Raw genomic sequence first — 26756 nt, forward strand, 5'->3', positions numbered from 1 at the left:
GGGACGGATGTCAACAACGTATGACATTTTTTAGTGCAGGCCACCGCCAGAATAATTGTAATACTGAGGAAAAGCTGTCGAAACAGCCTTTCCTGCAGCAGTTTCTATTATTCAGCCGGAACCATATCTTCCGAAGGCTGAACGTTTGAAACAGGTTTTACTTTTCTGTAATTCATCATACCGGTACCGGCCGGAACCAGCTTACCGATGATAACATTCTCTTTCAGGCCGAGAAGTTCATCGCGCTTGCCTTTAATCGCAGCATCTGTAAGAACGCGTGTTGTTTCTTGGAATGATGCGGCAGACAAGAATGAATCCGTCTCGAGTGAAGCTTTTGTGATACCGAGAAGAACAGGACGTCCTGTAGCAGGTCGATTGCCCTCAAGCAGCACTTTTTTGTTCGCTTCTGTGAATTGGTGAATATCTAGCAATGTGCCAGGGAGAACATCAGTATCTCCGGCATCGATCACACGGACTTTGCGAAGCATCTGGCGAACCATTACTTCTACGTGTTTATCGCCGATTTCAACCCCTTGCATACGGTAAACTTTCTGAACCTCATGCAGAAGATATTCCTGAACCGTTGTCAGGTCAGTGACTTTAAGAAGTTCTTTCGGATCGATTGAACCTTCTGTCAGCACTTGACCGCGGGTAATCTGATCACCCTCAGCCACTTTCAGGCGTGAGTTGTAAGGTGCCGTGTATGAACGTGTCTCAACAGCGCCCTGAACAACAATCTCCTGCTGTTTGTCGCGGACTTCATTGATTTCGGCAATTGTACCGTCAATCTCAGAAATCGTCGCTTGACCTTTCGGATTACGCGCTTCGAAAAGCTCTTGGATACGCGGAAGACCTTGTGTGATATCGTCTCCGGCAACCCCGCCTGTGTGGAACGTACGCATTGTTAACTGTGTTCCAGGCTCACCGATAGATTGAGCGGCGATAATACCTACTGCTTCGCCGACTTCAACATCAGTTCCGGTTGCAAGGTTACGTCCGTAGCATCGTTTACATACACCATGAGGAGTGTTACATGTGAACGCAGAACGGATCCACACTTCTTCGATTCCGGCTTCAACGATTTCCAGCGCTTTATCTTCATCGATCAATTCATTTTCGTTAATGAGCACAGCACCCGTTTCAGGATGTTTGATCTGTTTTCTGGCGAAACGTCCGATCAGACGCTCTTCCAGACGCTCGATGATTTCCGTGCCTTCTTTGAGCGGTTTTGCAAGAATACCGCGGTCTGTTCCGCAATCTGTTTCACGAATGATAACATCCTGCGCAACATCAACAAGACGGCGTGTAAGGTAACCTGAGTCAGCTGTTTTCAGGGCGGTATCGGCAAGACCTTTACGCGCACCGTGAGTGGAGATAAAGTACTCCAAAACTGTCAGGCCTTCACGGAAACTTGATTTAATCGGCAATTCAATGATTCGTCCAGCCGGGTTGGCCATCAGACCGCGCATACCCGCAAGCTGTGTAAAGTTAGATGCGTTACCACGGGCTCCTGAGTCACTCATCATGTAGATCGGGTTGACTTCGTCTAATGATTTCATCAGTTTGCCTTGGATAACATCTTTCGCTGAACTCCAAATTGAAATGACTCTTTCATAACGTTCTTCTTCGGTGATTAAACCGCGTCTGAACTGTTTCAGGACATTATCAACTTTGCTTTGTGCTTCTTCAAGGATTTCCTGTTTGTCATCGAGAACGACGATATCAGAAACCCCTACTGTGATGCCGGCTTTCGTTGAATATCTGAAACCGAGGTTTTTCATGCGGTCAAGCATTTTAGACGTTTCCGTGATATGGAATCGTTTAAAGATTTCCGCGATGATTTTACCGAGAATGCCTTTTTTAAACGGTGCGTTGATCGGCTGCTCAGCAATCACAGCTTTTACGTCAGCACCTTTATCTAAGAAGAAACGGTCAGGTGTCTTCTCTTCAATGTTGCTCTTCGTTGGTTCATTCATGTAAGGGAATGATTCCGGAAGAATTTCATTAAAGACGAGCTTACCGACAGTTGTAATTAACAATTTTGAACGCTGTTCTTCAGTAAATGTCACATTCTTAAGGGAGTTCGCCGCAACAGCAACTCTCGTATGAAGGTGAACATAACCGTTTTGATAAGCAAGAAGCGCTTCGTCCGTATTTTTGAAAACCATACCCTCGCCGACTGCTCCGGCGCGCTCAAGCGTCAGGTAGTAGTTTCCTAATACCATATCCTGAGACGGCGTAACAACCGGTTTACCATCTTTAGGGTTCAAGATGTTTTGGGCCGCAAGCATCAGAATGCGCGCCTCAGCTTGAGCCTCAGCTGATAAAGGTACGTGAACCGCCATTTGGTCACCGTCAAAGTCAGCGTTATAAGCTGTACATACTAATGGGTGAAGACGGATGGCGCGTCCTTCAACAAGCGTCGGTTCAAAAGCCTGGATACCTAATCTGTGAAGAGTAGGGGCACGGTTCAGTAAGACCGGATGCTCCTTAATGACAGATTCAAGTACATCCCATACTTCAGGCTGCACGCGTTCGATTTTGCGTTTTGCGCTCTTGATATTGTGAGCAAGGCCTTTTTCAACAAGCTCTTTCATGACGAAAGGCTTGAAGAGCTCAAGCGCCATTTCCTTCGGCAAACCGCACTGATACATTTTCAGATGCGGACCTACGACGATAACGGAACGGCCTGAGTAGTCTACACGTTTACCGAGAAGGTTCTGACGGAAACGCCCTTGTTTCCCTTTCAGCATGTGAGAAAGAGATTTAAGCGGACGGTTACCCGGTCCGGTAACCGGACGGCCGCGGCGTCCGTTGTCAATCAGAGCATCGACTGCTTCCTGAAGCATACGTTTTTCGTTCTGAACGATGATGCTTGGCGCGCCGAGGTCTAACAGACGTTTTAAACGGTTATTACGGTTGATGACACGACGGTAAAGGTCGTTCAGGTCAGACGTTGCGAAACGTCCGCCGTCAAGCTGAACCATCGGTCTTAATTCAGGAGGAATAACCGGAAGCACGTCGAGGATCATCCAAGACGGCTTGTTTCCTGAATTACGGAAGGCTTCAAGCACTTCAAGACGTTTGATCGCACGTGTACGGCGCTGTCCTTGAGAAGTCTTCAGCTCTTCTTTTAACATATCAACTTCTTTGACAAGGTCGATGTCCTGCAGAAGTTTATTAATGGCTTCCGCACCCATAGAGGCTTGGAATTTGTTTCCGTACTTATCCAGATACGCACGGTATTCCTTTTCAGATAAAAGCTGTTTCTTTTCGAGCGGTGTATTGGCCGGGTCAGTTACGACGTAAGAAGCAAAGTAAATAACTTCTTCCAGCGCACGCGGTGACATATCCAATACAAGACCCATACGGCTCGGAATACCTTTGAAATACCAAATGTGAGAAACCGGGGCAGCCAGTTCAATATGCCCCATTCTCTCACGCCGGACTTTAGCCCGCGTTACTTCAACTCCGCAACGGTCACAAACTACGCCTTTATAACGAACCCGCTTGTACTTGCCGCAATGACATTCCCAGTCCTTAGTCGGTCCGAAAATGCGTTCGCAGAACAGGCCGTCCTTTTCAGGTTTCAACGTACGATAGTTTATCGTTTCAGGCTTTTTCACTTCACCAAAAGACCATGAACGGATTTTATCCGGTGAAGCAAGACCGATGTTCATATACTCAAAATTGTTCACATCTAGCAAGGGGCCTACCTCCCTTTTTATCTTCGGATTAACCGATGTCACTTGCCTTTATCAATCAGAGACTATTCTTTCGTTACTGCGTCACGTTCAACGTCTGGAGATGCTGTTTCTTCCGGCGCTTCATCACCTGATAATGCAAGGCCGTCAGCTTGTTTCGCATCTTCCTCGTCTTCTAGATCTCTCATTTCTATTTCTTCTTCATCGCCTGAAAGGATTTTTACGTCCATACCTAAGCTTTGAAGCTCTTTGATCAATACTTTGAATGATTCCGGAACACCAGGCTCTGGAACATTGTCGCCTTTGACGATGGCTTCATATGTTTTCACACGTCCGACCACGTCATCGGACTTCACAGTCAGGATTTCTTGAAGCGTGTAAGCTGCGCCGTAAGCTTCAAGCGCCCAAACCTCCATCTCACCGAAACGCTGTCCGCCGAATTGGGCTTTACCGCCGAGAGGCTGCTGCGTAACAAGTGAGTAAGGACCTGTAGAACGGGCATGAAGTTTATCATCAACCATGTGCGCCAGTTTGATCATGTACATGATTCCGACAGATACACGGTTGTCAAACGGTTCTCCCGTACGGCCGTCATAAAGAACTGTTTTAGCGTCTCTTGACATGCCTGCTTCTTCAAGTGTTTCCCACACATCTTCTTCACGCGCGCCGTCAAATACAGGTGACGCGATGTGAATGCCGAGGTAGCGGGCAGCCATACCCATGTGAAGTTCTAATACCTGACCGATATTCATACGTGATGGTACACCCAGCGGGTTAAGCATGATATCGATCGGCGTGCCGTCAGGAAGGTAAGGCATATCTTCTTCAGGAAGAATCTTCGAGATAACCCCTTTGTTTCCGTGACGTCCGGCCATTTTATCACCTTCAGAAATCTTACGTTTCTGAACGATATATACGCGTACAAGCTGGTTCACTCCCGGAGGAAGTTCGTCGCCGTCTTCACGGTTGAAGACTTTTACGTCGTGGATAATTCCGCCGCCGCCGTGAGGCACACGGAGAGAAGTATCACGGACTTCACGCGCTTTTTCTCCAAAGATCGCATGAAGAAGGCGTTCTTCAGCCGTAAGCTCAGTTACACCTTTAGGCGTTACTTTACCTACGAGAAGGTCTCCGTCGTTGACTTCCGCACCGATACGGATAATTCCGCGGTCATCAAGATTGCGAAGCGCGTCTTCCCCTACGTTTGGAATATCGCGGGTGATCTCTTCCGGCCCAAGCTTTGTATCACGTGCTTCTGATTCATATTCTTCAATGTGAATAGATGTGTATACATCATCTTTCACAAGGCGTTCACTCATGATGATGGCATCCTCATAGTTGTAACCATCCCATGTCATGAAGCCGACCATTACGTTGCGGCCGAGAGCAAGTTCACCAAGCTCCATTGAAGGTCCGTCAGCAAGGATTTCTCCTTTGACTACTTCATCGCCGACACTGACGATCGGACGCTGGTTGTAGCACGTACCTTGGTTGGAGCGGACAAATTTCAGCAAGCTGTACTTATCCAGGTTGCCTTTTACTTTTTGGCCGTCAATTTCTTCATAGCGGCGCACCCATACGTTTTTCGCTTCCACCCGTTCAACGATACCAGGGTGTTTACAAATAACGGCTGCACCGGAGTCTTTACCGGATACGTATTCCATACCCGTTCCGACGATCGGAGCTTCCGGCTGCATCAAAGGCACAGCCTGACGCTGCATGTTCGCTCCCATGAGGGCGCGGTTCGAGTCATCGTTTTCCAAGAACGGAATACATGCTGTCGCAGCAGATACAACCTGTTTAGGAGATACGTCCATGTAATCCACGCGGTTGCGGGCTACAACGGTGTTTTCCCCTCTGAAACGCGCTACGATGCTGTCATCCAAGAAAGAACCGTCATCGCTCAGCTTAGCATTCGCTTGGGCTACGACATAGTTATCCTCTTCATCAGCAGTCAGGTAGTCGATTCTAGGCGTTACTTTTCCTGTTTCAGGATCAACGCGGCGGTATGGCGTCTCAATGAAACCAAAGCGGTTTACTTTCGCAAATGATGACAATGAGTTGATCAAACCGATGTTCGGGCCCTCAGGCGTTTCAATCGGACACATACGGCCATAGTGAGAGTAGTGAACGTCACGTACTTCCATACCTGCACGCTCACGTGTCAAACCGCCCGGTCCGAGAGCTGACAGACGGCGTTTGTGCGTCAATTCAGCAAGCGGGTTCGTCTGATCCATGAATTGAGAAAGCTGTGAGCTTCCGAAGAACTCTTTAATAGACGCAATAACAGGTCTGATGTTAATCAGCTGCTGCGGCGTAATTGTATTCGTGTCTTGAATAGACATTCTTTCACGTACGACACGTTCCATCCGGCTTAAACCGATACGGAATTGGTTTTGCAGGAGCTCACCTACAGAACGCAGACGGCGGTTTCCGAGATGGTCGATATCATCAGTGTCGCCCACTCCGTGCAGGAGGTTGAAGAAGTAGCTGATAGAAGAAATAATATCAGCAGGCGTAATGTTTTTAATCGCCTCTTCGATGTAAGCATTGCCGATCACATTGATCGTCTGCTCTCCTTCTGCATCGGTAGGAGCATAGATTTTAATGGATTGAAGCATCACTTCATCCTCGACGACGCCGCCGTTAGGATAAAGCTTTCTGAAGCCGATTCCATTTTCTAAGTATGGCAGTACTTTATCAAGTGTTCTTCTGTCAAGAATCTGCCCTTTTTCAGCGAGAATTTCACCGGTTTCCGGATCCACCAGTGTTTCTGCAAGGCGCTGGTTAAACAGGCGGTTCTTGATATGAAGCTTTTTATTAATTTTATAGCGTCCTACATTCGCAAGGTCGTATCGCTTCGGATCGAAGAAACGGGAATCCAGCAAGCTTTTTGCGTTTTCTACTGTAGGCGGCTCTCCGGGACGAAGGCGCTCATAGATTTCAAGAAGCGCTTTGTCACTGTTTTCAGTGTTGTCCTTATCCAGTGTATTGCGGAGATATTCGTTCTCACCAATGAGATCGAGAATCTCTTGGTCGGAACCGAAGCCGAGAGCACGCAAAAGAACCGTAACCGGCAACTTACGTGTGCGATCAATGCGGACATACACAACATCTTTCGCATCAGTTTCGTATTCTAACCATGCGCCACGGTTTGGAATGACAGTCGCGGTAAAACCTTTTTTACCGTTTTTGTCTACTTTACCACTGAAATATACACTTGGAGACCGAACAAGCTGAGATACGATAACACGTTCTGCACCGTTGATGATAAAAGTACCGGTATCTGTCATAATAGGGAAATCACCCATGAAGACATCCTGGTCTTTTACCTCTCCAGTTTCTTTGTTAATTAAACGAACCTTCACTCTCAGCGGAGCTGAGTAAGTCACATCACGTTCTTTTGACTCTTCAACGGGATACTTAGGATCTCCTAAACTGTAGTCAATGAACTCTAGAGAGAGGTTACCAGTGAAATCCTCAATTGGTGATATGTCTTGAAACATCTCTCTAAGACCCTCATCAAGAAACCACTGATAAGAAGAGGTTTGAATTTCAATGAGATTTGGTAATTCTAACACTTCGCTAATGCGAGCATAGCTTCTGCGCTGGCGGTGTCGTCCATACTGAACTAGTTGACCTGTCAACTGATTCACCCCTCAAATCATGCGTATTATATGTGTAATAAGCATCTCTTACGATAAAGAAATACTTTTACAAGACAAAAGAAAAAAGGGTTTCTAATTAAGAAAACCACATCCAAAAACAAATACCGATTTTATTAGCATTTCCATGTTTGTATAATTTATACATGCACTATGATTATTTCAGCATATCATGCAAAATATATACATTGGCATTTTACAATATTAACATAGCTGAAAATTCAAGTCAAACTTTTTTTGCTTTTATGATATAATAGCCTTTCTTTTTTTGAACCACAGAAACTTCGTCAAAAAGCTCCTTCAGTTTTTCAATGGCAGAAGGCCCGCCCTGTTTTTTCTGTATAACGATCCACAATTCACCTGAAGCCCTTAAATGCTCAGCGCTTTTTTCAAAAATGGCATGGACAACTTTTTTTCCGGCGCGGATTGGGGGGTTTGTAATAATAGAAGCAAATGTTTGAGCAGAATCAATATTTGAAAATAAATCACTCTGATAAATTCGAACGTTTTTTATTCCGTTTTTTTCTGCATTTTCATTTGACAGCTCTACGGCTCTTTCATTCACGTCAATCATGTGCACGGTCCGGTCTGTAAATGCACCGGCGAGTGACAGACCGATCGGGCCGTAACCGCAGCCTGCATCCAGGAAGTCACCATCGATCTCCGGCTCTTCAAACGCTTCAATTAAGACACGCGAACCGAAATCAACTTCCTTTTTCGAGAAAACGCCGCTGTCACTTGTGAATGTATAAGATCTGTTCCGCAGTGTAAATGACCATGTCTGTTTATCGCTTTTAACTGAAGGTTTTTCTGAATAATAGTGATCACTCATTATTAGAACCTCCTTTTATAATGGCACTTAAAGAAAAGCAAAGAAAAAGCCCGCCTCATAAAAGCGAGCTTCCCCTACAGGCAAGTGAAGATTACTTAACTTCTACAGAAGCGCCAACTTCTTCAAGTTTAGCTTTAAGCTCTTCAGCTTCTTCTTTCGCAATACCTTCTTTAAGTGGTTTTGGAGTGTTGTCAACAAGTTCTTTAGCTTCTTTCAAGCCAAGACCAGTGATTTCACGAACAACTTTGATAACTTTGATTTTCTGAGAACCTGCACCAGCAAGGATAAGGTCGAATTCGCTTTGCTCTTCAGCAGCGCCGCCAGCAGCAGCTCCGCCAGCTACAGCTACAGGAGCAGCAGCAGTTACGCCAAATTCTTCTTCGATTGCTTTTACTAGGTCGTTCAATTCAAGTACAGTTGCTTCTTTAACGGAAGCAATGATTTCTTCGATATTTAAAGCCATTTGAAATTCCTCCATTTGTTTTATTTTAGGGTAAAATCAGATTAAGCGCCTTGTTCTTCCTTTTGTTCTGCAACTGCTTTAGCTGCAAGTGCAAGGTTGCGAACTGGAGCTTGAAGTACGCTAAGCAACATAGAAAGTAAGCCATCGCGTGAAGGAAGTTCAGCAAGAGCTTTCACTTCTTCAACAGAAGATACTTTTCCTTCGATAACGCCCGCTTTGATTTCCAGAGCTTCGTGATTCTTCGCGAACTCGTTAAGAACTTTTGCCGGAGCGACAACATCTTCAGTACTGAATGCGATCGCATTCGGTCCAGTTAAGACATCATTCAAACCATCAAGTTCAGCTTGTTCAACCGCACGGCGAGTCATTGTGTTTTTGTACACTTTGAACTCTACGTTAGCTTCGCGAAGCTGTTTACGGAGTTCAGTTACTTCAGAAACGTTAAGTCCGCGGTAGTCAACGATGATCGTTGATTTGCTTTCTTTCAGTTTAGAAGCAATCTCTTCAACAACAACTTTTTTTGTATCAATTGCGCTGCTCATGGTTACACCTCCTGTAGATTTTGTGTAACACTTATACCGCTAGGTGATCACGACTGTGACGACGATTTCATATAAAAAGCCTCCATGTGGACATGGAGGCTGTATATACAAGCATACGTAACGTAATAGCTGTGATATATATACACCTCGGCAGGATATTAAGCCTCAACGGCCCCTGCTGTCTACGGTATAAATGATATTCTATTTTACAACATTTTGAATCATATCAGAATGCTGATCTAAAGTCAAATATTATTTTACGTTGAAAGTAGAAGCGTCTACTTTGACACCAGGGCCCATAGTAGAAGTAACGGCAACGTTTTTCACGTAAACACCTTTAGCCGCAGCCGGTTTTGCTTTCAGGATTGTATCATACATTGTTGTGAAGTTCTCAACAAGTTTTTCATCCTCGAAAGAAACTTTTCCGATCGGAACATGGATGTTACCAGCTTTGTCAACGCGGTATTCTACTTTACCAGCTTTGATTTCGCCGATTGCTTTTTCCACTTCGAATGTAACAGTTCCTGTTTTAGGGTTTGGCATAAGACCTTTTGGTCCAAGCACACGGCCGATTTTACCGACTTCACCCATCATGTCAGGAGTCGCAACGATTACATCGAATTCGAACCAGCCTTGCTGGATTTTCGCGATGTAATCAGAATCGCCAACGTAGTCTGCACCGGCAGCTTCAGCTTCTTTTGCTTTTTCGCCTTTAGCGAATACAAGCACGCGCTGAGTTTTACCAGTTCCGTTAGGAAGTACAACTGCACCGCGGATTTGCTGATCGTTTTTACGAGGGTCAACCCCTAAACGAAAAGCAACTTCAACTGTAGCGTCGAATTTAGCTGTGTTTGTTTTTTTAGTAAGCGCCACTGCTTCAGCGACATCGTAAGCTTTCGCACGGTCTACAAGCTTCGCAGCTTCAACGTACTTTTTACCTTTTTTAGCCATTTTAAAATTTCCTCCTTATGTGGTTATAGCGGAATAACCTCCCACGAATAAGGGTTGCGAACTTGTGAAAACTCGCAACCCGACAAGAAACAAATTAATCCTCGATAACGATACCCATACTGCGGGCAGTACCTTCAACCATGCGCATTGCCGCTTCAACGTCTGCTGCGTTTAAGTCAGGCATTTTCGTTTCAGCGATTTCGCGAACCTTATCGCGCTTAACGGTTGCCACTTTATTACGGTTTGGTTCACCAGAACCAGACTCAATTCCAGCTGCTTTTTTAAGCAATACTGCAGCAGGCGGAGTTTTTGTAATAAATGTAAATGAACGGTCTTCGTAAACCGAAATTTCAACAGGAATGATTAAACCAGCTTGGTCAGCTGTACGAGCGTTAAACTCCTTACAGAATCCCATGATATTTACACCGGCTTGACCTAGTGCAGGTCCAACTGGCGGCGCTGGGTTAGCTTTTCCAGCAGGAATTTGCAATTTTACAACTTTTACTACTTTTTTAGCCACGAGACACACCTCCTTAAGTCCGTGATGTGGTAATAGGGTAAACCCTCCCACTCAAGGTTTCATTCTTTATATGAATGACGAAATATCAAGCTAGCTGCCTTGGATTAGTCCAAGACGTACCTTTGCTATATTATCATTAATATATAGCAATTTCAAGTTTTTTCACATTACAATTTGTCGATCTGGGTAAATTCCAGTTCAACCGGCGTTTCACGGCCGAACATGTTAACGAATACTTTCACTTTGCTCTTATCATAATCAATCTCTTCAATTGATCCTGTAAAGTTGGCGAAAGGTCCGTCTATGACTTTGACTGTCTCATTCAATTCAAAATCAATGTCGGTTTTCCGCTCATCCATGCCCATGCGTTTTAAGATGGTTTCCGCTTCGCCAGGAAGAAGCGGAGTCGGCTTTGAGCCTGAACCGGCTGATCCGACGAATCCGGTAACGCCCGGCGTGTTGCGGACCACATACCAGGAATCATCAGTCATGACGATTTCAACAAGCACATAACCCGGGAACACTTTCTTTTTGACTACTTTTTTCTTGCCGTTCTTAATATCAGTCTCTTCTTCTTCAGGGACGACAACGCGGAAAATTTTATCCTGCATTCCCATTGATTCCACACGTTTTTCAAGGTTCGCTTTTACTTTGTTTTCATAACCGGAATACGTATGAACAACATACCAATTCTTTTCCATTCTATCAGGACTCTGCAGTCCTTCCCTCCCCGCATTTAAAAATGAAGTGTAAAACAAAAAATAGGCTCAGGGCCTATGAATCCTTTTTTCAACAACACAATAAAAAACCCGCTGAACGGGTTTTGGCAAACGATATTATGATCTATTATAGCACGTATTGCTGATCATTATTCAACTATTAAACGAATTAATTGAGAAATTCCTGTATCAAGGAGGGCAAAAAAGATAACAAAAAAGATAACCGTTGAAATCACCGTGATCGTATAGCGCGTTAACTCTTTGCCTTTAGGCCAGCTAACCTTTTTCATTTCTTTCCCAACATCTTTAAAGAAACTCATCATGCGCATGTAAAAGACCTCCACAATTTAAAAAGCGAACACTATTTTGTTTCTAAATGAGCTGTATGTGAATTGCAAGTGCTGCAGTACTTCTTAACTTCTAACCGCTCAGCCGCTGATGCAGAGCTTTTCATTGTCGTATAATTACGATTTCCGCATGTTTTGCATGCCAGCGTAATCTTTTTTCTCATGTCGTTACACCTTTTCCTAAACATTCATTTATCTTAATAAAATAGCACAGTCAGAAAAATTCTGTCAATATGACACAGAAACCTGCTACAGGCTGATCTCTCTTATTTCTAAATACTTTTCAAGCTTGCGCTTCACGCGCTGCAGGGCATTATCGATTGATTTTACGTGTCGGTTTAAGTCATCTGAAATCTCTTGGTAACTTCTTCCGTCCAAGTACAAAACAAGCACCTTTCTCTCCAGATCGCTCAGCAGTTCTCCCATTTTCATTTCGATATCATCAAATTCTTCCTGATTAATAATCATCTCTTCAGGATTTAACGTTTTAGCGCCTGAAATGACATCAAGCAGTGTTCTGTCAGATTCTTCATCAAAAATAGGTTTGTCTAAAGAAACATAGGAATTTAAAGGAATGTGTTTCTGACGGGTAGCTGTCTTTATTGCGGTAATAATCTGGCGGGTAATGCATAATTCTGCAAAAGCTTTAAATGAAGTAAGCTTGTCCTCTCTAAAGTCTCGGATAGACTTATATAAGCCTATCATCCCTTCCTGTACAATATCTTCTCTGTCGGCCCCTATTAAAAAATAAGACCTTGCTTTCGCCCGTACAAAATTACGGTACTTCGTAATCAAGTAATCTAACGCATCACTATCCCCAACATGAACCTTTTCAATGACCTGCTCGTCCTCCAACTGGCAAAATTGCACTTTGTTGAACTTTCCCTTGCTGTTCTGTAGATTCACTGCGATCCCCCCGGCGCACGTAGATAGAAATATTATACATTAATGGGCGAAAAAGCGTCAACCTAATCCAGACCGCCTCGGCGCCACTTTTCAAACGTTTTCAAAACCTCTTCGGACAGCTCGATTTTACCCGGTGGTTTTTCAGAAGTGATCTTTGAAACCCGCCTTTGAATCCGGCGTTCTATCGTATCCACTTCCCTCAGAAGCTCCCGGGCGGATTTGCGGAGAGCCCCTTGTCCGAAAATCGCCCACTGCTCCGTATAATCGGAGGTTGCGACATGAATCTGTGTCGCAATATTATTCAGCGCCTGGGCAAGCTTCTCGATCCGCTCATCCGCCGTTTCATTCTCCCGTGTGAAAATCACTTCGACTCTGTGATTCGTTTGTTTTTTCTCTATGCCTTTTACCAGGTGTGCATCAAACACCACAATGACTCTGATTCCCGTGTAGGACTGATATTCCGCCATCTTCTGGATCAGTACATCTCTCGCTTCTTCAAAACTGTTCGCTTTTAAATCCTTTAGCTGCGGCCAAGCTCCAATCATGTTGTATCCGTCTACTAACAGGATGTCCATCTGTCTTCATTCCCCTAAAGGATTGCGCTTCCGGTAGACTTCATACATGAGAAGGCCGGCCGCTACCGACGCATTCAGAGAAGTGACTTTTCCGGCCATCGGAAGCTTAATGAGAAAATCACATTTCTCTTTCACAAGCCGGCCCATTCCTCTGCCTTCGCTTCCGATAACGAGCGCCAAAGGCATCTTGCCGTCCATAGAGCGGTAGTCTTCCCGGGCGGATGCATCCGTTCCGACGACCCAAATCCCCCGCTCCTTCATTTCATCAAGTGTCCGGGCAAGGTTGGTCACCTTCACGACGGGAATGTGTTCAATCGCACCGGTCGAAGCTTTTGCGACCGTCGAAGTCAGTCCGACCGCTCTGCGTTTCGGAATCACGATGCCGTGTGCACCGACAGCGTCAGCCGTTCTCATGATGGAACCCAGATTATGAGGGTCTTCCAGCTCGTCCAATATGAGAAAGAAAGGCTGTTCGTTTCTCTCTTCCGCTCTTTTATATAATTCGTCTAATTGTGCATATTCATATGCCGCCACCTGGGCGACAACACCCTGATGCTGCCCCTCCACCATCTGATCGAGTTTTTTCCTCGGTACAAATTGAATGGTGACGCCGCGCTTTTTAGCAAGCTCCATAACTTGCTGCGCCTGTCCTTTTACTGTGTTTTCCGCCATCCATAACTTATACAGCTTGCGATCTGACTTTAACGTCTCAATCACAGCGTTTTTTCCTATGACGTAATCATGTTGCTGACTCATTTGTTTTCCTCCCTGACGTCCCGACTTGTATAGCCTCAGCAATCAGCTGATTCAGTCTTTCTTCTCTTTTCTCAAGAAAAAGGTATCCGAGTAAAGCCTCAAAAGCTGTACTATGGCGGTACGTCTGTACATCTGTGTTTTTAGGCGTCGTCCCTGATTTCGCGTTTCTGCCTCTTCTCAGCACGGCTTCCTCTTCCTCCGTGAAAAAGGATTCGTCCTGAAGGCGGAACAATATGTCTGCCTGTGATTTTGCCGATACAATCCGGCTCGCCTTCTTATGAAGGTCATTCGGTTTCGTAAAGCCCTGCTTAAGCAGGTGATGCCGGACGTATATTTCAAAAATGGCATCACCCATATAAGCAAGCGCAAGACCGTTTAACTGCTTTGAATCTTTGATTTGTTCAAATTGAAGCATCCGCTTACTCTCCCCGCTTCCAGCGAGTTCCCTGGGCCGTATCTTCAAGAATGATATTCATGCTTTTCAGCTGATCGCGAATCTGGTCTGACAAAGCAAAATCGCGATTGCGGCGGGCTTCATTTCTCTTCTCAATCAACTCTTCAATCTCTTCGTCGACAAGCTCTTCTTCGCCGAGCGTAAGTCCGAGAACAGATCCGATTCTGTCAAACATGCTGATAAAGGCTTTAATGACGTGATCCGCCGTATTGTCTTCCTGCATGTAGTAATTGGCGAGCTTCGCCAGATCAAACCAAACGGAAATTGCATTCGCCGTATTAAAATCATCATCCATTGCTTCTTCAAACGCAGTGCGGTGCTCTTCGATTTTAGCGAGCCATTCCTCATCATTGTCAGTCAGATTCGTGCTGCTAATCAAACGATGGTTTAAATTACTGTAGGCCGTCTTCAGGCGGTTAAACGCGTTTTTTGTTTTCTCAAGCAGCTCTTCCGAATAGTTGATCGGGTGGCGGTAATGAACGGACAGCATGAAAAATCTCAAAAGCTGCGGGTCATGTTGCTTAATGATATCGTGCACCAAAACAAAGTTGCCGAGCGATTTTGACATTTTCTCATTATCGATATTGATATATCCGTTGTGAAGCCAGTATTTTGCGAATGTCTTGCCTGTTAATGCTTCAGATTGGGCGATTTCGTTTTCATGGTGCGGGAATGTCAGGTCCTGACCGCCGGCATGAATATCGATCTCGTCACCCAAATACTTTTTCACCATTGCGGAGCATTCAATATGCCAGCCCGGGCGGCCTTTTCCCCAAGGGCTATCCCATGAAATTTCTCCGTCCTTAGCAGCTTTCCAAAGAGCAAAGTCCAGCGCATCCTCTTTCTTCTCGCCGACACGGATACGCGCGCCTGATCTGAGTTCATCAATTGATTGCTGAGATAGTTTGCCGTACCCTTCGAAGGCCCTTGTTTTGAAATAGACGTCGCCTTCTGATGCATAAGCGTAGCCTTTTTTAATCAGTTCGCTGACAAATTCAATAATGGCATCCATGTTTTCCATGACCCGGGGGTGAAGATCCGCTTTCCGGCATCCGAGGGCGCCCACGTCTTCAAAATACGCTTTAATGAACCGTTCAGAAACGGTCGGGACGTCCTCGCCGAGCTCGTTGGCCGCCTTAATCAGTTTGTCGTCAACATCGGTGAAATTCGATACGTATTGAACATCGTATCCTTTATACTCCAAATAGTTGCGTACGGTATCATACACAATCGCCGGACGGGCGTTTCCGATATGAATATAGTTGTATACAGTCGGTCCGCACACGTACATTTTTACTTTTCCTTCCTCAAGAGGAACGAATGTTTCCTTTTTCCGTGTCAATGTATTATAAAGTGTAATGGTCATTTTTGGTTGATCCTTTCTTTTTTATCTTCCAGTTCAGCCTGCAGCTCAAAAATCTGCTGCTCCAATGCTCTTAACCGGTCAGCAACCGGATCGGGCAAGTCTTGGTGATTGAGATCGCGTTTGATTTTTCTTCCGTTCTGAATGACGACTTTCCCCGGTATGCCGACAACGGTCGAAAAGTCGGGAACATCACGAAGCACAACGGAACCGGCCCCTACTTTAGAACCCTGCCCGACCGTAATAGAGCCGAGCACCTTCGCTCCGGTTGCAATTAAAGCATCATCCTTTATGGTCGGATGCCGCTTCCCCTTTTCTTTTCCCGTTCCCCCGAGAGTGACACCTTGGAATACCGTCACGTTATTGCCGATTTCACATGTTTCCCCTATGACGACCCCCATACCGTGGTCAATGAAAAACCTTCTCCCGATGGTCGCGCCGGGATGGATTTCAATTCCGGTAAAGAAACGGGCAATCTGTGATATCAGGCGCGCCAGGAAGAAAAATCTCCGTTTATATAAAGCATGTGCAATCCGATGCGCCCATATAGCATGTAAACCAGAATAAGTTAAAACAACTTCGAAATAGCTTCTTGCTGCCGGATCTTGATCGAACACTGTATCTATGTCTTCTTTTAGCATTTTAAAAAACACATGCTTCCCCCCATTCTCTCCCCGCTCCAGTCTGTTTTTCCGCCTATAAAAAAAGCGTCTCTGCATGTAAACATGACAGAGACGCTTTTACCGCGCGGTTCCACTCTGTTTGAAAAACAAGTCACTGTTTTCCCAACTTAAAAGCCGGTAACGGCGGCGGCCGCCTTTAAATACTGATTTCCGCAGAAATGTTCTTCAAAGGTCTTAAGGGCGCACTTCTAAAACATGACGCATGAATCTCTCTCAGCCGATGAAGATTCTTTCTGTAATGGTCATTGTTTTATACTCTTCCCTGTCAACAATCGTATATTTAAATGCTTTTCAGGCGTCTGACGGCTGTTTCTCTGCCGATCAGCTCAATGGCCTGCGGAAGCTCAGGACCGTGTGTCTGACCGGTAACCGCTACACGAATCGGCATGAACAGCTTTTTGCCTTTATGGCCTGTTTCTTTCTGAACAGCTTTGATTGAGGCTTTGATCAGCTCAGGCGTAAATTCTTCAAGCTCTTCAAGCTTCGCAGCAAATACGCTGAGCACTTCAGGCACCTGTTCCTCTTCCAGAACGGCTTTTGCCTCTTGATTATACTCGATCTCATCTTTAAAGAACAAATCAGTCAGCTCGACAATTTCAGCGCCGTAGCTCAATTGCTCATGGTAAAGAGAAATTAATTTACGAACCCATTCCTGCTCCTCGGCAGAAAGCTCAGTGCCGACTTTTCCTGCTTTTTGCAGGTGCGGCAGGGTCAGCTCAACCACTTGATCAAGATCCAGCGCTTTGACGTATTGGTTGTTGACCCATTTCAGTTTATGCATATCAAACAGAGCCGGTGACTTAGACAAACGATTTACATCAAAAATTTCAATGAATTGTTCTCTTGTGAAAAGCTCTTCTTCACCGACGGGAGACCAGCCGAGAAGTCCGATAAAGTTAAAGAGCGCTTCAGGCAGGTAACCCAGCTCATCATACTGCTCAATAAACTGGATAATTGATTCATCACGTTTACTTAATTTTTTGCGGCTTTCGTTTACGATAAGCGTCATATGTCCGAAGACAGGAACATCCCAGCCGAATGCCTGGAAAATCATGATCTGTTTCGGTGTATTTGAAATGTGATCCTCACCGCGGAGCACGTGCGTCATTTTCATTAAGTAATCGTCAATCGCGACGGCAAAGTTATACGTCGGTGTTCCGTCTTTTTTGACGATGACAAAGTCGCCGATGCCGTCTGATTCAAAAGAAATCTCGCCTTTTACGATATCGTTAAATGCGATGATTTTCCCTTCCGGCACGCGGAAACGGATGCTCGGCTGTCTGCCTTCGGCTAAAAACTGCTCCTGCTCTTCCTGAGTCAGGTTTCTGTGTTTGCCGGAATAGCGCGGCATTTCCCCGCGGGCGATTTGCTCTTCACGTTCTTTCTCAAGTTCTTCTTCCGTACAGAAACATTTATAAGCAAGCCCTTTTTCAAGAAGCTCTTCATAGTACTTTTTGTAAATGTCGTTACGCTCAGACTGGCGGTACGGGCCGTATTCTCCGCCGATATCCACACTTTCATCCCAGTCCATGCCGAGCCATTTCAAATAGTTGAGCTGGCTTTGCTCTCCGCCTTCAATATTTCGCTTTTTGTCCGTATCCTCAATCCGGATAATAAACTTTCCGCCTTGGCTGCGGGCAAATAAATAGTTAAAAAGCGCCGTTCTGGCGTTACCGATATGCAAATGTCCGGTCGGACTCGGTGCATAACGAACGCGTACTTCATTTCCCATGTTCAAATACTTCCTTTCATCTCGTCTGTAGCCTCTAGCCGAATATATGTATCTATTCTACCACCAAATAGACCGGGCATCAAAACAATGATCAGGCTTTTTGGATCAGAACGGTCGCCTGAGCGGCAATTCCTTCGGCTCTTCCGGTAAACCCGAGCTTTTCTGTCGTCGTCGCTTTTACGTTTACTTGAGAGACGTCCGCCTCAAGGCCTTCCGCTATCCGTTTTCTCATAGCATCAATATGCGGCGCCATTTTCGGCTTTTGCGCAATAATCGTGCAGTCTATATTTCCGAGTACGTACCCTTTTTCTTTTACAATGTTCCAGACATGCTGAAGCAGCTTAAAAGAATCCGCATCCTTGAATTCCGGATCAGTATCCGGGAAATGCTTGCCGATATCTCCTTCACCTGCCGCTCCGAGACACGCGTCTGCGACTGTATGCAGCAATACATCAGCATCTGAATGTCCGAGCAGCCCCTTTTCATAAGGAATTTCAATTCCGCCGATGATGAGAGGACGGCCTTCCGTTAATTGATGCACATCAAATCCTTGTCCGATTCTAAACATTATGATTCCCACTTTCCGCTTTCATGATTGCTTCCGCAAATATCAGGTCATCCGGCGTTGTCAGCTTAATATTGGTATAGCTGCCTTCAACGATACTCACCTGATATCCATCAAGACGCTCGACGAGGCTGGCGTCATCCGTCCCTAAGAAGCCTTTGTTTTCCGCTTCCATATGCGCCGTCTTCAATAAAGAAAGACGAAAAGCCTGCGGCGTTTGAACGGCCCACAAGCTTGAACGATCAAAGGTCTCCGCAACCCGGGAGCCTTCCGCCCGTTTTATCGTGTCTTTCACAGGAACAGCCAGGACAGCCGCTCCCGCCTCCTCTGCTGTTTCAACGAGCTTATCGATATGCTGATGTGTGATAAACGGGCGCGCTCCGTCATGAACAAGTACGACCGATTCCTTATCAATCACTTTCAGTCCTTCGTATACACTGTGCTGACGCTCCGCCCCCCCGGTAACAAGCTCAATTTCCGTCTGAATCGGAAATTGAGCCAGCAGCTGGCGAAAATCTTCCCGTTCACTCTCGTTTATCACCAGGATTATTTTCTGACAGGGTGCGTGGCTTTCAAAAACCCGCAGTGTGTGTATAATAACAGGCGCACCTTTTAAGCTGATGAACAGCTTATTTTTCCCGGCCTTCATCCGTTTTCCTTGTCCGGCAGCCGGAATAACGACAACATACTCCATATGAACTCCCTCTTAAAGAGCTTTCTCAAGCAGCTTGGGCTTGGCAAAAATCATTCGTCCCGCCGCTGTCTGCAGTACGCTGGTTACGAGCACATCAATATGTTTCCCTATATAATTGCGGCCTTCTTCCACAACAATCATCGTCCCGTCATCCAAGTAAGCCACACCTTGATTATGCTCTTTCCCGTCCTTAATCACCTGCACATTCATCTCTTCGCCCGGAAGCACAACCGGCTTCACCGCGTTTGCAAGGTCATTAATATTCAGTACCGCAACCTTCTGAAGCTCACATACTTTATTTAAATTAAAATCATTCGTCACAACGACGCCGGATGTCAGCTTCGCAAGTTTGACAAGCTTGCTGTCAACCTCCTGAATGTCCTCGAAGTCGCCTTCATAAATTTCAACCGTAATATCAAGTTCCTTTTGAATGCGATTCAAGATATCCAGTCCGCGGCGTCCTCTGTTACGTTTTAAAACATCTGAAGAATCAGCGATATGCTGTAATTCCTCCAGCACAAATTGAGGAATGACAATGACGCCTTCTAAAAAGCCCGTCTGACAAATATCTGCAATTCTCCCATCAATAATAACACTTGTATCCAAGATTTTCAGCCTTTTATCCTGTTCCTCCTGCTCCTCATCAGCACTTCCCTTTTTCTTCTGCATTCTTGCAGAAATGGAGAAAAGACTGATCAGTTCATCCTTTTTCTTAAATCCGACTTGGAAGCCCAGGTAACCGAGAAAGAAAGCCAGAAAGACCGGAATGATGGTGCTGAATATACGGTACGGAATATTGTCCAGCGGAATCACGTTTACAATGAGATATGCGATGATAAGTCCAAAAACCAATCCGAGACTCCCGAATAACAGATCCGGCACCGGAGCTCTCAGCAAAGAATCTTCAATCCATTTTACCCAATTAATCACATATTCTGTCGTCCATATACTGATGAGAAAAAAGATAATAGCACCAATTGCAGCAGACGTATATGCGTTTGTTATTAAAGGTATGTCCTGTATATTTGACAGCACAAACAATTCAGGTATTAAAAAGATACCGACAACGCCGCCCACAATAATGAAGAACGCCTGAACTATTCGTTTTAACATACCTCCACCTCCTTTTAAGTAGCATTTTTTCAGCAGACTGTCAGAGCCTACAAATTCAGAATAAACAAAAACTAACAATAATATACCCGGATTCCGACAGGTTTAAGCGATTCTTAAAGCTGTCTATCTATATAGTGTTTTTCCTGAAGGCGTTTTAAGCCTTTTTTGATTTTTTTGGCGCGCACTTCGCCGATACCTTCGACATCATCAAGCTCTTCTACAGTGGCTTCCGTTATGCTTGGCAAAAATCCGAACGCCTCAACGACATTTTCAACAATCGGCATCGGCAGACGCGGAATTTTGTTCAGCAGCCTGTATCCTCTCGGGAGCACATAATCATCAAGATTGGTAGAAGCCGGATATCCAAGCAGCTTAAACAGAATGGAATCATCAAGCAGATCATAGCTGGACATATCCTGAAGCTCTTTTAACAGCACGAACGGATCTTTGATTTTTTCTTTGACATAGTCTTTGATGAAAAGCGCCGCCTCTTCTTCCATGTCCGTAATCAGTTCAATCACCTGCAGACGGATTAAGTGGCCTTCCGTTCCGAGTTCTTTAATATACATATTGATTTCATTTTTTATTCGGAGCACCATTTCATATCGATGCATGACGGACAGCACGTCACTGAATGTCACAAGCTCCTCAAACTCTAATGCGTTTAAAGCCGTAATCGTTTTGTCTAAAATGGTTTTATACTTCTCGAGCGTTTGAATGGCCTGATTTGCCTTTGTTAAAATAAAACCTATGTCCTTTAGTGTGTACTTCATGCTGTCCTGATATAACGTAATGACATTTCTGCGCTCAGAAATGGCGATGACGAGACAGCCGGTCTGCTTCGCCACCCGTTCCGCCGTACGGTGCCTCATTCCCGTTTCTGAAGAAGAAATGGTCGCTTCCGGCATAAGCTGCGTATTCGCATAAAGAATTTTCTGGCCGGAATCACTTAGAATAATGGCACCGTCCATTTTGGCCAGCTCGTATAAGTGAGCGGGCGCAAATGATGTATTAATATGAAAACCGCCATCCACGACTTGCTTTACCTTATCATTGTATCCGACAACAATCAGGCCGCCTGTATTTGCCCGAAGTACATTCTCTATCCCGGCTCTGAGCGGGGTGCCCGGTGCAACGAACTGCAGAATTGCAGACAGGTCAAGCTCTTGTTTCGCCCCTTTTTTCTCTTTTTCCATCTATTATGATCCTCCTAATGAAGTACGAAGCGCTTCTGCAACATTTGCTACTCCGACAACCTCAATCCCTTTTGGTATTGTCCACCCGTCTGCATTCGCCTCAGGTATGATCATGCGCTTGAAGCCGAGTTTCGCCGCTTCCTTTACGCGCTGTTCGATTCTTGACACCCTGCGGACTTCTCCTGTCAGACCCACTTCACCGATAAAGCAATCTGCGGGATTCGGCGGTGTATCTCTGAAGCTTGAGGCAATGCTGACGGCTACTGCCAAATCAATCGCCGGTTCATCCAGTTTGACCCCGCCGGCGACCTTTAAATACGCATCTTGATTTTGAAGCAAAAGACCCACCCGCTTCTCAAGCACAGCCATAATTAACGATACCCTGTTGTGGTCAATGCCTGTAGCCATGCGGCGCGGGTTTCCAAAACTGGTCGGTGAAATGAGCGCCTGGATTTCAACCAGAATCGGTCTCGTTCCTTCCATTGACGCAACGATACTCGAACCCGATGCCCCGGCAGAACGCTCTTCCAAGAAAATTTCAGAAGGGTTCAGCACTTCCGTAAGCCCCTCTTCCCGCATTTCAAAGATGCCCATCTCATTTGTGGAGCCGAAACGGTTTTTTACGGCCCGCAAAATACGGAATGTATGGTGCCGCTCTCCTTCAAAGTATAGAACGGTATCGACCATGTGCTCAAGCAATCTCGGCCCTGCGATCGATCCTTCTTTTGTGACGTGCCCGACGATAAAAATAGGTATGCCGTTTGTTTTCGCGATTTTCATCAATTCAGCCGTACATTCTCTTACTTGTGATACACTGCCGGGAGCCGAGGTGATATCACTTTGATAAACGGTCTGAATGGAGTCTACGACAACAAATGCGGGTTTCATCTCTTGTATAGCAGACGAAATATACTCCATATCGGTTTCAGATAAAACATGTAACATTTGGCTGTTGATTCCAAGTCTGTCGGCGCGCAGCTTCGTTTGCTTCACGGATTCTTCCCCTGAAATGTAAAGCACGCTGCCGGCCGTATCAGCTAATTGTGCGGATACTTGGAGAAGGAGCGTTGATTTTCCGATCCCGGGATCGCCGCCGATTAATACTAACGAGCCTTTCACAACGCCGCCGCCAAGCACTCTGTTGAATTCTTCGAGCTTTGTTTGGACGCGGGGTTCTTCCGATGTTTCAATTGATGTAATGGGTGATGGTTTCTGGACGGTTTGAACGGAGTGGGAGAAAGCCGCCCGCCGATTCGCCGGCGCTTTTTTTATGGTTTCTTCCACCATTGTATTCCAAGCCCCGCAGCCCGGGCACTTTCCCATCCATTTTGCGGATTCATAACCGCATGAGTGGCAGATGAATTTTGTTTTTGATTTAGCCATATATGTTGTAAGACCTCTTCCTTATCGAATATTTCTCTATATAACAAAGTGAGGCATACACTCGCTTACGTATGCCTCATGTTTGTCACTATATTAGTTCGTTTTAGCAGTTGTTTTTACGACAAATTCGCCGTCCTCAACATCAAGAACAATGTGCTGGCCTTTATCAATATTGCCTCTGAGGAGTTCTTCTGATAACCGGTCCTCCACATGCTTTTGAATCGCTCTTCTTAACGGACGTGCGCCGTATTCCAAATCGACGCCCTCTTCTGCCACTTTTGCTTTTGCAGCATCCGTCAGCTCGATAGAGAGATCTTGTTCTTTCAGACGTTTTGTTAACTGATCAGACATAAGCGACACGATGTCTGTAAGATGTTTTTTCTCAAGGGAGTGGAAGACGATAATTTCGTCAATCCGGTTGATAAACTCAGGTCTGAAGGCACGCTTCAGCTCTCCCATGACTTTGTCTTTCATGTCTTTATGGTTTTGTGATTCATCCTGCACATTGAAGCCCACATATTTGTTGCGTTTCAGCTCGCTCGCTCCGACGTTTGACGTCATAATCAGGATCGTGTTGCGGAAATCCACAGTGCGTCCTTTTGAATCAGTCAATCGTCCGTCTTCAAGCACTTGCAGGAGTATGTTAAACACATCAGGGTGCGCTTTTTCAATTTCATCAAGCAGTACGACAGAGTAAGGTTTTCTTCTCACTTTTTCTGTCAGCTGGCCGCCTTCATCATAGCCGACATATCCCGGAGGAGAACCGACAAGACGTGAAGTTGAGTGTTTCTCCATGTATTCGGACATATCCACTCTGATCATCGCTTCCTCATCACCGAAAATGGATTCCGCCAGCGCTCTTGCCAGCTCTGTCTTCCCAACGCCTGTAGGGCCTAGGAAGATGAATGAACCAATCGGGCGTTTCGGGTCCTTCAGACCGGCTCTTGCACGTCTGACAGCCTTTGCAACGGCTACAACGGCTTCATCCTGGCCGATGACGCGGGAGTGCAGAATGCTTTCCATATTGAGAAGCTTATCTGTTTCCGTTTGGGCAATTTTAGATACAGGCACCCCGGTCCAGCTGGATACAACCATTGCGATATCCTCTACAGAAACTTCGGAGTTCTCCTGGCCTTGTTTTTCTTTCCACGTTTTTTTCGTGTCTTCCACCTGTTCTCTCAGGCGCTGCTCCGTATCACGAAGGGAAGCCGCTTTTTCAAACTCCTGGCTCTGAACAGCAGCGTCTTTTTCCTTGCGAACTTCATCGAGTTTCTGCTCAAGCTCTTTTAAGTTCGGAGGCGTTGTGAAAGAACGGAGACGCACTTTTGAACCGGCTTCATCAATTAAATCGATCGCTTTATCCGGAAGGAAGCGGTCAGAAATATAACGGTCGGACAATTTTACCGCCGCTTCAATCGCTTCATCGGTAATGGATACGCGGTGATGCGCTTCATAGCGGTCACGGAGTCCTTTTAAAATTTGAATGCTTTCATCGGCTGACGGCTGATCCACCTGAATCGGCTGGAAACGGCGCTCGAGAGCGGCGTCTTTTTCGATATATTTACGGTATTCATCAAGTGTTGTCGCACCGATGCATTGAAGCTCTCCGCGGGCCAGTGAAGGTTTTAAGATATTCGACGCGTCAATCGCACCTTCTGCTCCCCCCGCTCCGATCAGTGTATGCAGTTCGTCAATGAATAAAATAATATTGCCGGCCTGACGTATTTCATCCATTACTTTTTTCAAGCGGTCTTCAAATTCTCCGCGGTATTTCGTACCGGCTACAACCGTACCCATGTCTAATGTCATTACGCGTTTATCACGTAAAATTTCCGGCACTTCATTATTGATGATCTGCTGTGCGAGGCCTTCAGCAATCGCAGTTTTACCTACACCCGGTTCTCCGATAAGAACGGGGTTATTCTTCGTTCTGCGGCTTAATACCTCAATAACACGCTGAATTTCTTTGCTTCGGCCGATAACCGGATCAAGACTGTCTTCCTTCGCAATCGCAGTTAAATCACGCGCCAGACTGTCCAGCGTCGGCGTGTTTGCATTGCTGTTCGTACCGGATGCAGAAGATCCCGTCTCATTGCTTCCCAGAAGCTGCAGCACTTGCTGTCTCGCCTTATTCAAGCTGACACCGAGATTATTCAGAACTCTCGCCGCTACGCCTTCTCCTTCACGAATCAGTCCGAGAAGTATGTGTTCTGTTCCCACATAAGAATGTCCTAGCTTTCTGGCTTCATCCATGCTGAGCTCAATGACTTTTTTTGCTCTTGGCGTATAATGAATCGTTTGAGACATTTCCTGTCCCCGTCCGATTAAGCTCTCCACTTCTTTCTGAATTTTATCCGAACCGAGTCCGAGTGCTTGGAGTGCTTTAGCCGCAATCCCTTCTCCTTCACGAACCAGACCTAATAAGATATGTTCAGTTCCAATATTGTTATGGCCTAAGCGCAGTGCTTCTTCCTGTGCCAGTGCCAATACCTTTTGAGCTCGCTCTGTAAACCTTCCAAACATCATATCGAATCATCCTCCTGTCTATTTGCACTCATTTCTAAATGCAGCCTTTCCCTGATAAGAGCCGCTCTTCTCGCGTCTCTTTCGTTCGGCCGTAATGCACCGCCCGAATATTGCTGGAGAAAACCCGGCTGTGTCAAAATCATCAGTTCATTAAGTATATTGCTTGATAGCCCTTTGATGATCCCCAGGTCTATCCCCAGCCGAACGTCAGAAAGGCATTTCGCCGTTTCCTTTGATTCAATCATACGGCAGTTGGATAAAACACCGTAAGACCTGAATACCCGGTCCTCCAATTCAATTTTCGAGGTTTGGTAAAGCGCTTCTCGGGCTGAACGTTCCTGCTCAATCAGCTGGGCAGCCACACTGTTTAAATCATCTACAATGTCCTGTTCTGATTTTCCGAGTGTGATTTGATTTGAAATTTGAAAGATATTTCCTAATGCTTCGCTGCCTTCACCGTAAATTCCTCTAACAACTAAACCTAATTGGTTAATTGCCGGTATAATTCGATTCATTTGCCTAGTTAATACAAGGCCCGGCAAATGCATCATGACTGAAGCCCTTAGTCCCGTCCCTACATTTGTAGGACAGCTTGTTAAGTACCCTCTCTTCTCTCCAAAGGCGTAATCCACTTTCTCCTCAATCCAGTCATCAACCTGGTTTGCCGCTTTTATGGCGTTGAGAAGCTGGAAGCCGGGGAAGAGGCATTGAATTCTGATATGATCTTCTTCATTTAACATAATGCTGACTTCTTCATTTTCAGAAAGCAGACAGCCGCCAAAAGGAGATTCCGTTAAATTAGGACTGATCAGATGTTTCTCCATCAGCACCCGTTTTTCCAAAGGCTGAGCTTCACTCATTCTGATTAAATGAAATTGACCGATATCAGGCAGTTCTTTTCCTGAAAAGTGATCTTCGAATTGCTGAATGATGGATGAGGCTTCTTCATTCGTATACCTGGCAGGAAACTTTATATTTTCAAAGTTTCGGGCCAACCGTATACGGCTGCTGAGTACAATGTCACTTTCAGGTCCCTTTTGCTTCATCCAATTGCTTAGTGCGTCCTG

General features: G+C 45.5%; 24 protein-coding genes and 2 other annotated features (1 of these 26 running past the window's edge). All 24 genes read right to left on the minus strand.

Going from position 1 to position 26756, the window contains the following annotated elements; all coding sequences use genetic code 11:
- Positions 1 to 107: 107 nt before the first annotated feature.
- A complete protein-coding gene (gene rpoC / locus BZ167_RS09015; RefSeq protein ID WP_007410398.1) occupies positions 108 to 3707 on the minus strand; it encodes a DNA-directed RNA polymerase subunit beta' in 3600 nt (1199 codons plus the stop codon).
- Positions 3708 to 3769: 62 nt separating this feature from the next.
- Positions 3770 to 7351 carry a DNA-directed RNA polymerase subunit beta gene (gene rpoB, locus BZ167_RS09020; RefSeq protein ID WP_003156440.1) on the minus strand — a complete coding sequence of 1194 codons (3582 nt, stop codon included), beginning with the start codon at positions 7349 to 7351 and terminating at the stop codon, positions 3770 to 3772.
- Positions 7352 to 7595: 244 nt separating this feature from the next.
- Entirely contained in the window at positions 7596 to 8201 is a 606-nt protein-coding gene (locus tag BZ167_RS09025; RefSeq protein ID WP_025284098.1) for a class I SAM-dependent methyltransferase, read from the minus strand.
- Between the two features lie 91 nt (positions 8202 to 8292).
- On the minus strand, positions 8293 to 8664 hold the full coding sequence (gene rplL, locus BZ167_RS09030; protein ID WP_003156436.1) for a 50S ribosomal protein L7/L12: 372 nt from the start codon (positions 8662 to 8664) through the stop codon (positions 8293 to 8295).
- Between the two features lie 41 nt (positions 8665 to 8705).
- A complete protein-coding gene (gene rplJ, locus BZ167_RS09035; protein WP_014416746.1) occupies positions 8706 to 9206 on the minus strand; it encodes a 50S ribosomal protein L10 in 501 nt (166 codons plus the stop codon).
- A gap of 63 nt (positions 9207 to 9269) precedes the next feature.
- Positions 9270 to 9412, minus strand: a sequence feature (ribosomal protein L10 leader region).
- 46 nt (positions 9413 to 9458) lie between these two features.
- Positions 9459 to 10157, minus strand: a complete 699-nt coding sequence (gene rplA, locus BZ167_RS09040; protein ID WP_003156431.1) for a 50S ribosomal protein L1 — start codon at positions 10155 to 10157, stop codon at positions 9459 to 9461.
- A gap of 94 nt (positions 10158 to 10251) precedes the next feature.
- The gene (gene rplK, locus BZ167_RS09045) at positions 10252 to 10677 is read right to left on the minus strand and encodes a 50S ribosomal protein L11 (RefSeq protein ID WP_003156430.1); all 426 of its coding nucleotides are present in this window, start codon (positions 10675 to 10677) and stop codon (positions 10252 to 10254) included.
- Positions 10678 to 10844: 167 nt separating this feature from the next.
- Entirely contained in the window at positions 10845 to 11378 is a 534-nt protein-coding gene (gene nusG, locus BZ167_RS09050; RefSeq protein WP_003156423.1) for a transcription termination/antitermination protein NusG, read from the minus strand.
- Positions 11379 to 11545: 167 nt separating this feature from the next.
- Positions 11546 to 11725 carry a preprotein translocase subunit SecE gene (gene secE, locus BZ167_RS09055; protein ID WP_003156422.1) on the minus strand — a complete coding sequence of 60 codons (180 nt, stop codon included), beginning with the start codon at positions 11723 to 11725 and terminating at the stop codon, positions 11546 to 11548.
- A 32-nt stretch (positions 11726 to 11757) separates the two neighbouring features.
- The gene (gene rpmG / locus BZ167_RS09060) at positions 11758 to 11907 is read right to left on the minus strand and encodes a 50S ribosomal protein L33 (RefSeq protein WP_003156421.1); all 150 of its coding nucleotides are present in this window, start codon (positions 11905 to 11907) and stop codon (positions 11758 to 11760) included.
- An 85-nt stretch (positions 11908 to 11992) separates the two neighbouring features.
- Positions 11993 to 12649: an RNA polymerase sporulation sigma factor SigH gene (gene sigH, locus BZ167_RS09065; RefSeq protein ID WP_003156415.1), complete on the minus strand. Its 657-nt coding sequence runs from the start codon at positions 12647 to 12649 to the stop codon at positions 11993 to 11995.
- Between the two features lie 62 nt (positions 12650 to 12711).
- A complete protein-coding gene (gene rae1 / locus BZ167_RS09070) occupies positions 12712 to 13224 on the minus strand; it encodes a ribosome-dependent mRNA decay endonuclease Rae1/YacP (RefSeq protein WP_003156414.1) in 513 nt (170 codons plus the stop codon).
- A 6-nt stretch (positions 13225 to 13230) separates the two neighbouring features.
- Positions 13231 to 13980 carry a 23S rRNA (guanosine(2251)-2'-O)-methyltransferase RlmB gene (gene rlmB, locus BZ167_RS09075; protein ID WP_003156413.1) on the minus strand — a complete coding sequence of 250 codons (750 nt, stop codon included), beginning with the start codon at positions 13978 to 13980 and terminating at the stop codon, positions 13231 to 13233.
- Positions 13964 to 14395, minus strand: a complete 432-nt coding sequence (locus BZ167_RS09080) for a Mini-ribonuclease 3 (RefSeq protein ID WP_003156412.1) — start codon at positions 14393 to 14395, stop codon at positions 13964 to 13966. Before BZ167_RS09080 ends, rlmB begins: the two co-directional genes overlap by 17 nt.
- A gap of 4 nt (positions 14396 to 14399) precedes the next feature.
- The gene (cysS, locus tag BZ167_RS09085; protein ID WP_077392034.1) at positions 14400 to 15800 is read right to left on the minus strand and encodes a cysteine--tRNA ligase; all 1401 of its coding nucleotides are present in this window, start codon (positions 15798 to 15800) and stop codon (positions 14400 to 14402) included.
- Positions 15797 to 16450 carry a serine O-acetyltransferase gene (gene cysE / locus BZ167_RS09090; protein ID WP_007410393.1) on the minus strand — a complete coding sequence of 218 codons (654 nt, stop codon included), beginning with the start codon at positions 16448 to 16450 and terminating at the stop codon, positions 15797 to 15799. Before cysE ends, cysS begins: the two co-directional genes overlap by 4 nt.
- Positions 16451 to 16524: 74 nt before the next feature.
- Positions 16525 to 16758, minus strand: a binding site (T-box leader).
- Between the two features lie 2 nt (positions 16759 to 16760).
- Positions 16761 to 18212, minus strand: a complete 1452-nt coding sequence (gene gltX, locus BZ167_RS09095) for a glutamate--tRNA ligase (RefSeq protein ID WP_007410392.1) — start codon at positions 18210 to 18212, stop codon at positions 16761 to 16763.
- A gap of 91 nt (positions 18213 to 18303) precedes the next feature.
- A complete protein-coding gene (gene ispF, locus BZ167_RS09100; RefSeq protein ID WP_003156407.1) occupies positions 18304 to 18780 on the minus strand; it encodes a 2-C-methyl-D-erythritol 2,4-cyclodiphosphate synthase in 477 nt (158 codons plus the stop codon).
- Positions 18773 to 19471, minus strand: a complete 699-nt coding sequence (ispD, locus tag BZ167_RS09105) for a 2-C-methyl-D-erythritol 4-phosphate cytidylyltransferase (protein WP_061861085.1) — start codon at positions 19469 to 19471, stop codon at positions 18773 to 18775. Before ispD ends, ispF begins: the two co-directional genes overlap by 8 nt.
- Before the next feature lie 12 nt (positions 19472 to 19483).
- Positions 19484 to 20584, minus strand: a complete 1101-nt coding sequence (locus tag BZ167_RS09110; protein ID WP_003156403.1) for a PIN/TRAM domain-containing protein — start codon at positions 20582 to 20584, stop codon at positions 19484 to 19486.
- A gap of 113 nt (positions 20585 to 20697) precedes the next feature.
- On the minus strand, positions 20698 to 21780 hold the full coding sequence (gene disA / locus BZ167_RS09115) for a DNA integrity scanning diadenylate cyclase DisA (protein ID WP_007410390.1): 1083 nt from the start codon (positions 21778 to 21780) through the stop codon (positions 20698 to 20700).
- Positions 21781 to 21783: 3 nt separating this feature from the next.
- Positions 21784 to 23163, minus strand: coding sequence for a DNA repair protein RadA (radA, locus tag BZ167_RS09120; protein ID WP_014304212.1), 1380 nt, complete (start codon positions 23161 to 23163; stop codon positions 21784 to 21786).
- A 93-nt stretch (positions 23164 to 23256) separates the two neighbouring features.
- Positions 23257 to 25689: an ATP-dependent protease ATP-binding subunit ClpC gene (clpC, locus tag BZ167_RS09125; protein WP_007410388.1), complete on the minus strand. Its 2433-nt coding sequence runs from the start codon at positions 25687 to 25689 to the stop codon at positions 23257 to 23259.
- Positions 25686 to 26756 carry the 3' portion of a protein-arginine kinase McsB gene (locus BZ167_RS09130; protein ID WP_003156398.1) on the minus strand. It continues 21 nt past the right edge of the window, so the window shows 1071 of its 1092 coding nt (coding positions 22–1092); its start codon lies off the right edge, out of view; its stop codon occupies positions 25686 to 25688. The genes clpC and BZ167_RS09130 overlap by 4 nt, the downstream gene beginning before the upstream one ends.

It is taken from the genome of Bacillus sp. 275, from assembly GCF_001999205.1.
In the GTDB taxonomy this organism is placed as follows: Bacteria; Bacillota; Bacilli; order Bacillales; family Bacillaceae; genus Bacillus; species Bacillus velezensis.

Excerpts from the sequence above, each read along its gene's own strand:
- rplJ (WP_014416746.1), bottom strand. The coding sequence starts at position 9,206 with ATGAGCAGCGCAATTGATACAAAAAAAGTTGTTGTTGAAGAGATTGCT.
- cysS (WP_077392034.1), bottom strand. The coding sequence starts at position 15,800 with ATGACCATTACACTTTATAATACATTGACACGGAAAAAGGAAACATTC.
- radA (WP_014304212.1), bottom strand. The coding sequence starts at position 23,163 with ATGGCTAAATCAAAAACAAAATTCATCTGCCACTCATGCGGTTATGAA.
- rae1 (WP_003156414.1), bottom strand. The coding sequence starts at position 13,224 with ATGGACATCCTGTTAGTAGACGGATACAACATGATTGGAGCTTGGCCG.
- BZ167_RS09110 (WP_003156403.1), bottom strand. The coding sequence starts at position 20,584 with ATGTTAAAACGAATAGTTCAGGCGTTCTTCATTATTGTGGGCGGCGTT.
- disA (WP_007410390.1), bottom strand. The coding sequence starts at position 21,780 with ATGGAAAAAGAGAAAAAAGGGGCGAAACAAGAGCTTGACCTGTCTGCA.
- rplL (WP_003156436.1), bottom strand. The coding sequence starts at position 8,664 with ATGGCTTTAAATATCGAAGAAATCATTGCTTCCGTTAAAGAAGCAACT.
- ispF (WP_003156407.1), bottom strand. The coding sequence starts at position 18,780 with ATGTTTAGAATCGGACAAGGATTTGATGTGCATCAATTAACGGAAGGC.
- rlmB (WP_003156413.1), bottom strand. The coding sequence starts at position 13,980 with ATGAGTCAGCAACATGATTACGTCATAGGAAAAAACGCTGTGATTGAG.
- BZ167_RS09080 (WP_003156412.1), bottom strand. The coding sequence starts at position 14,395 with ATGCTTCAATTTGAACAAATCAAAGATTCAAAGCAGTTAAACGGTCTT.
- clpC (WP_007410388.1), bottom strand. The coding sequence starts at position 25,689 with ATGATGTTTGGAAGGTTTACAGAGCGAGCTCAAAAGGTATTGGCACTG.
- gltX (WP_007410392.1), bottom strand. The coding sequence starts at position 18,212 with ATGGGAAATGAAGTACGCGTTCGTTATGCACCGAGTCCGACCGGACAT.
- nusG (WP_003156423.1), bottom strand. The coding sequence starts at position 11,378 with ATGGAAAAGAATTGGTATGTTGTTCATACGTATTCCGGTTATGAAAAC.
- rpmG (WP_003156421.1), bottom strand. The coding sequence starts at position 11,907 with ATGAGAAAAAAGATTACGCTGGCATGCAAAACATGCGGAAATCGTAAT.
- ispD (WP_061861085.1), bottom strand. The coding sequence starts at position 19,471 with ATGGAGTATGTTGTCGTTATTCCGGCTGCCGGACAAGGAAAACGGATG.
- BZ167_RS09025 (WP_025284098.1), bottom strand. The coding sequence starts at position 8,201 with ATGAGTGATCACTATTATTCAGAAAAACCTTCAGTTAAAAGCGATAAA.
- rplA (WP_003156431.1), bottom strand. The coding sequence starts at position 10,157 with ATGGCTAAAAAAGGTAAAAAGTACGTTGAAGCTGCGAAGCTTGTAGAC.
- secE (WP_003156422.1), bottom strand. The coding sequence starts at position 11,725 with ATGCGCATGATGAGTTTCTTTAAAGATGTTGGGAAAGAAATGAAAAAG.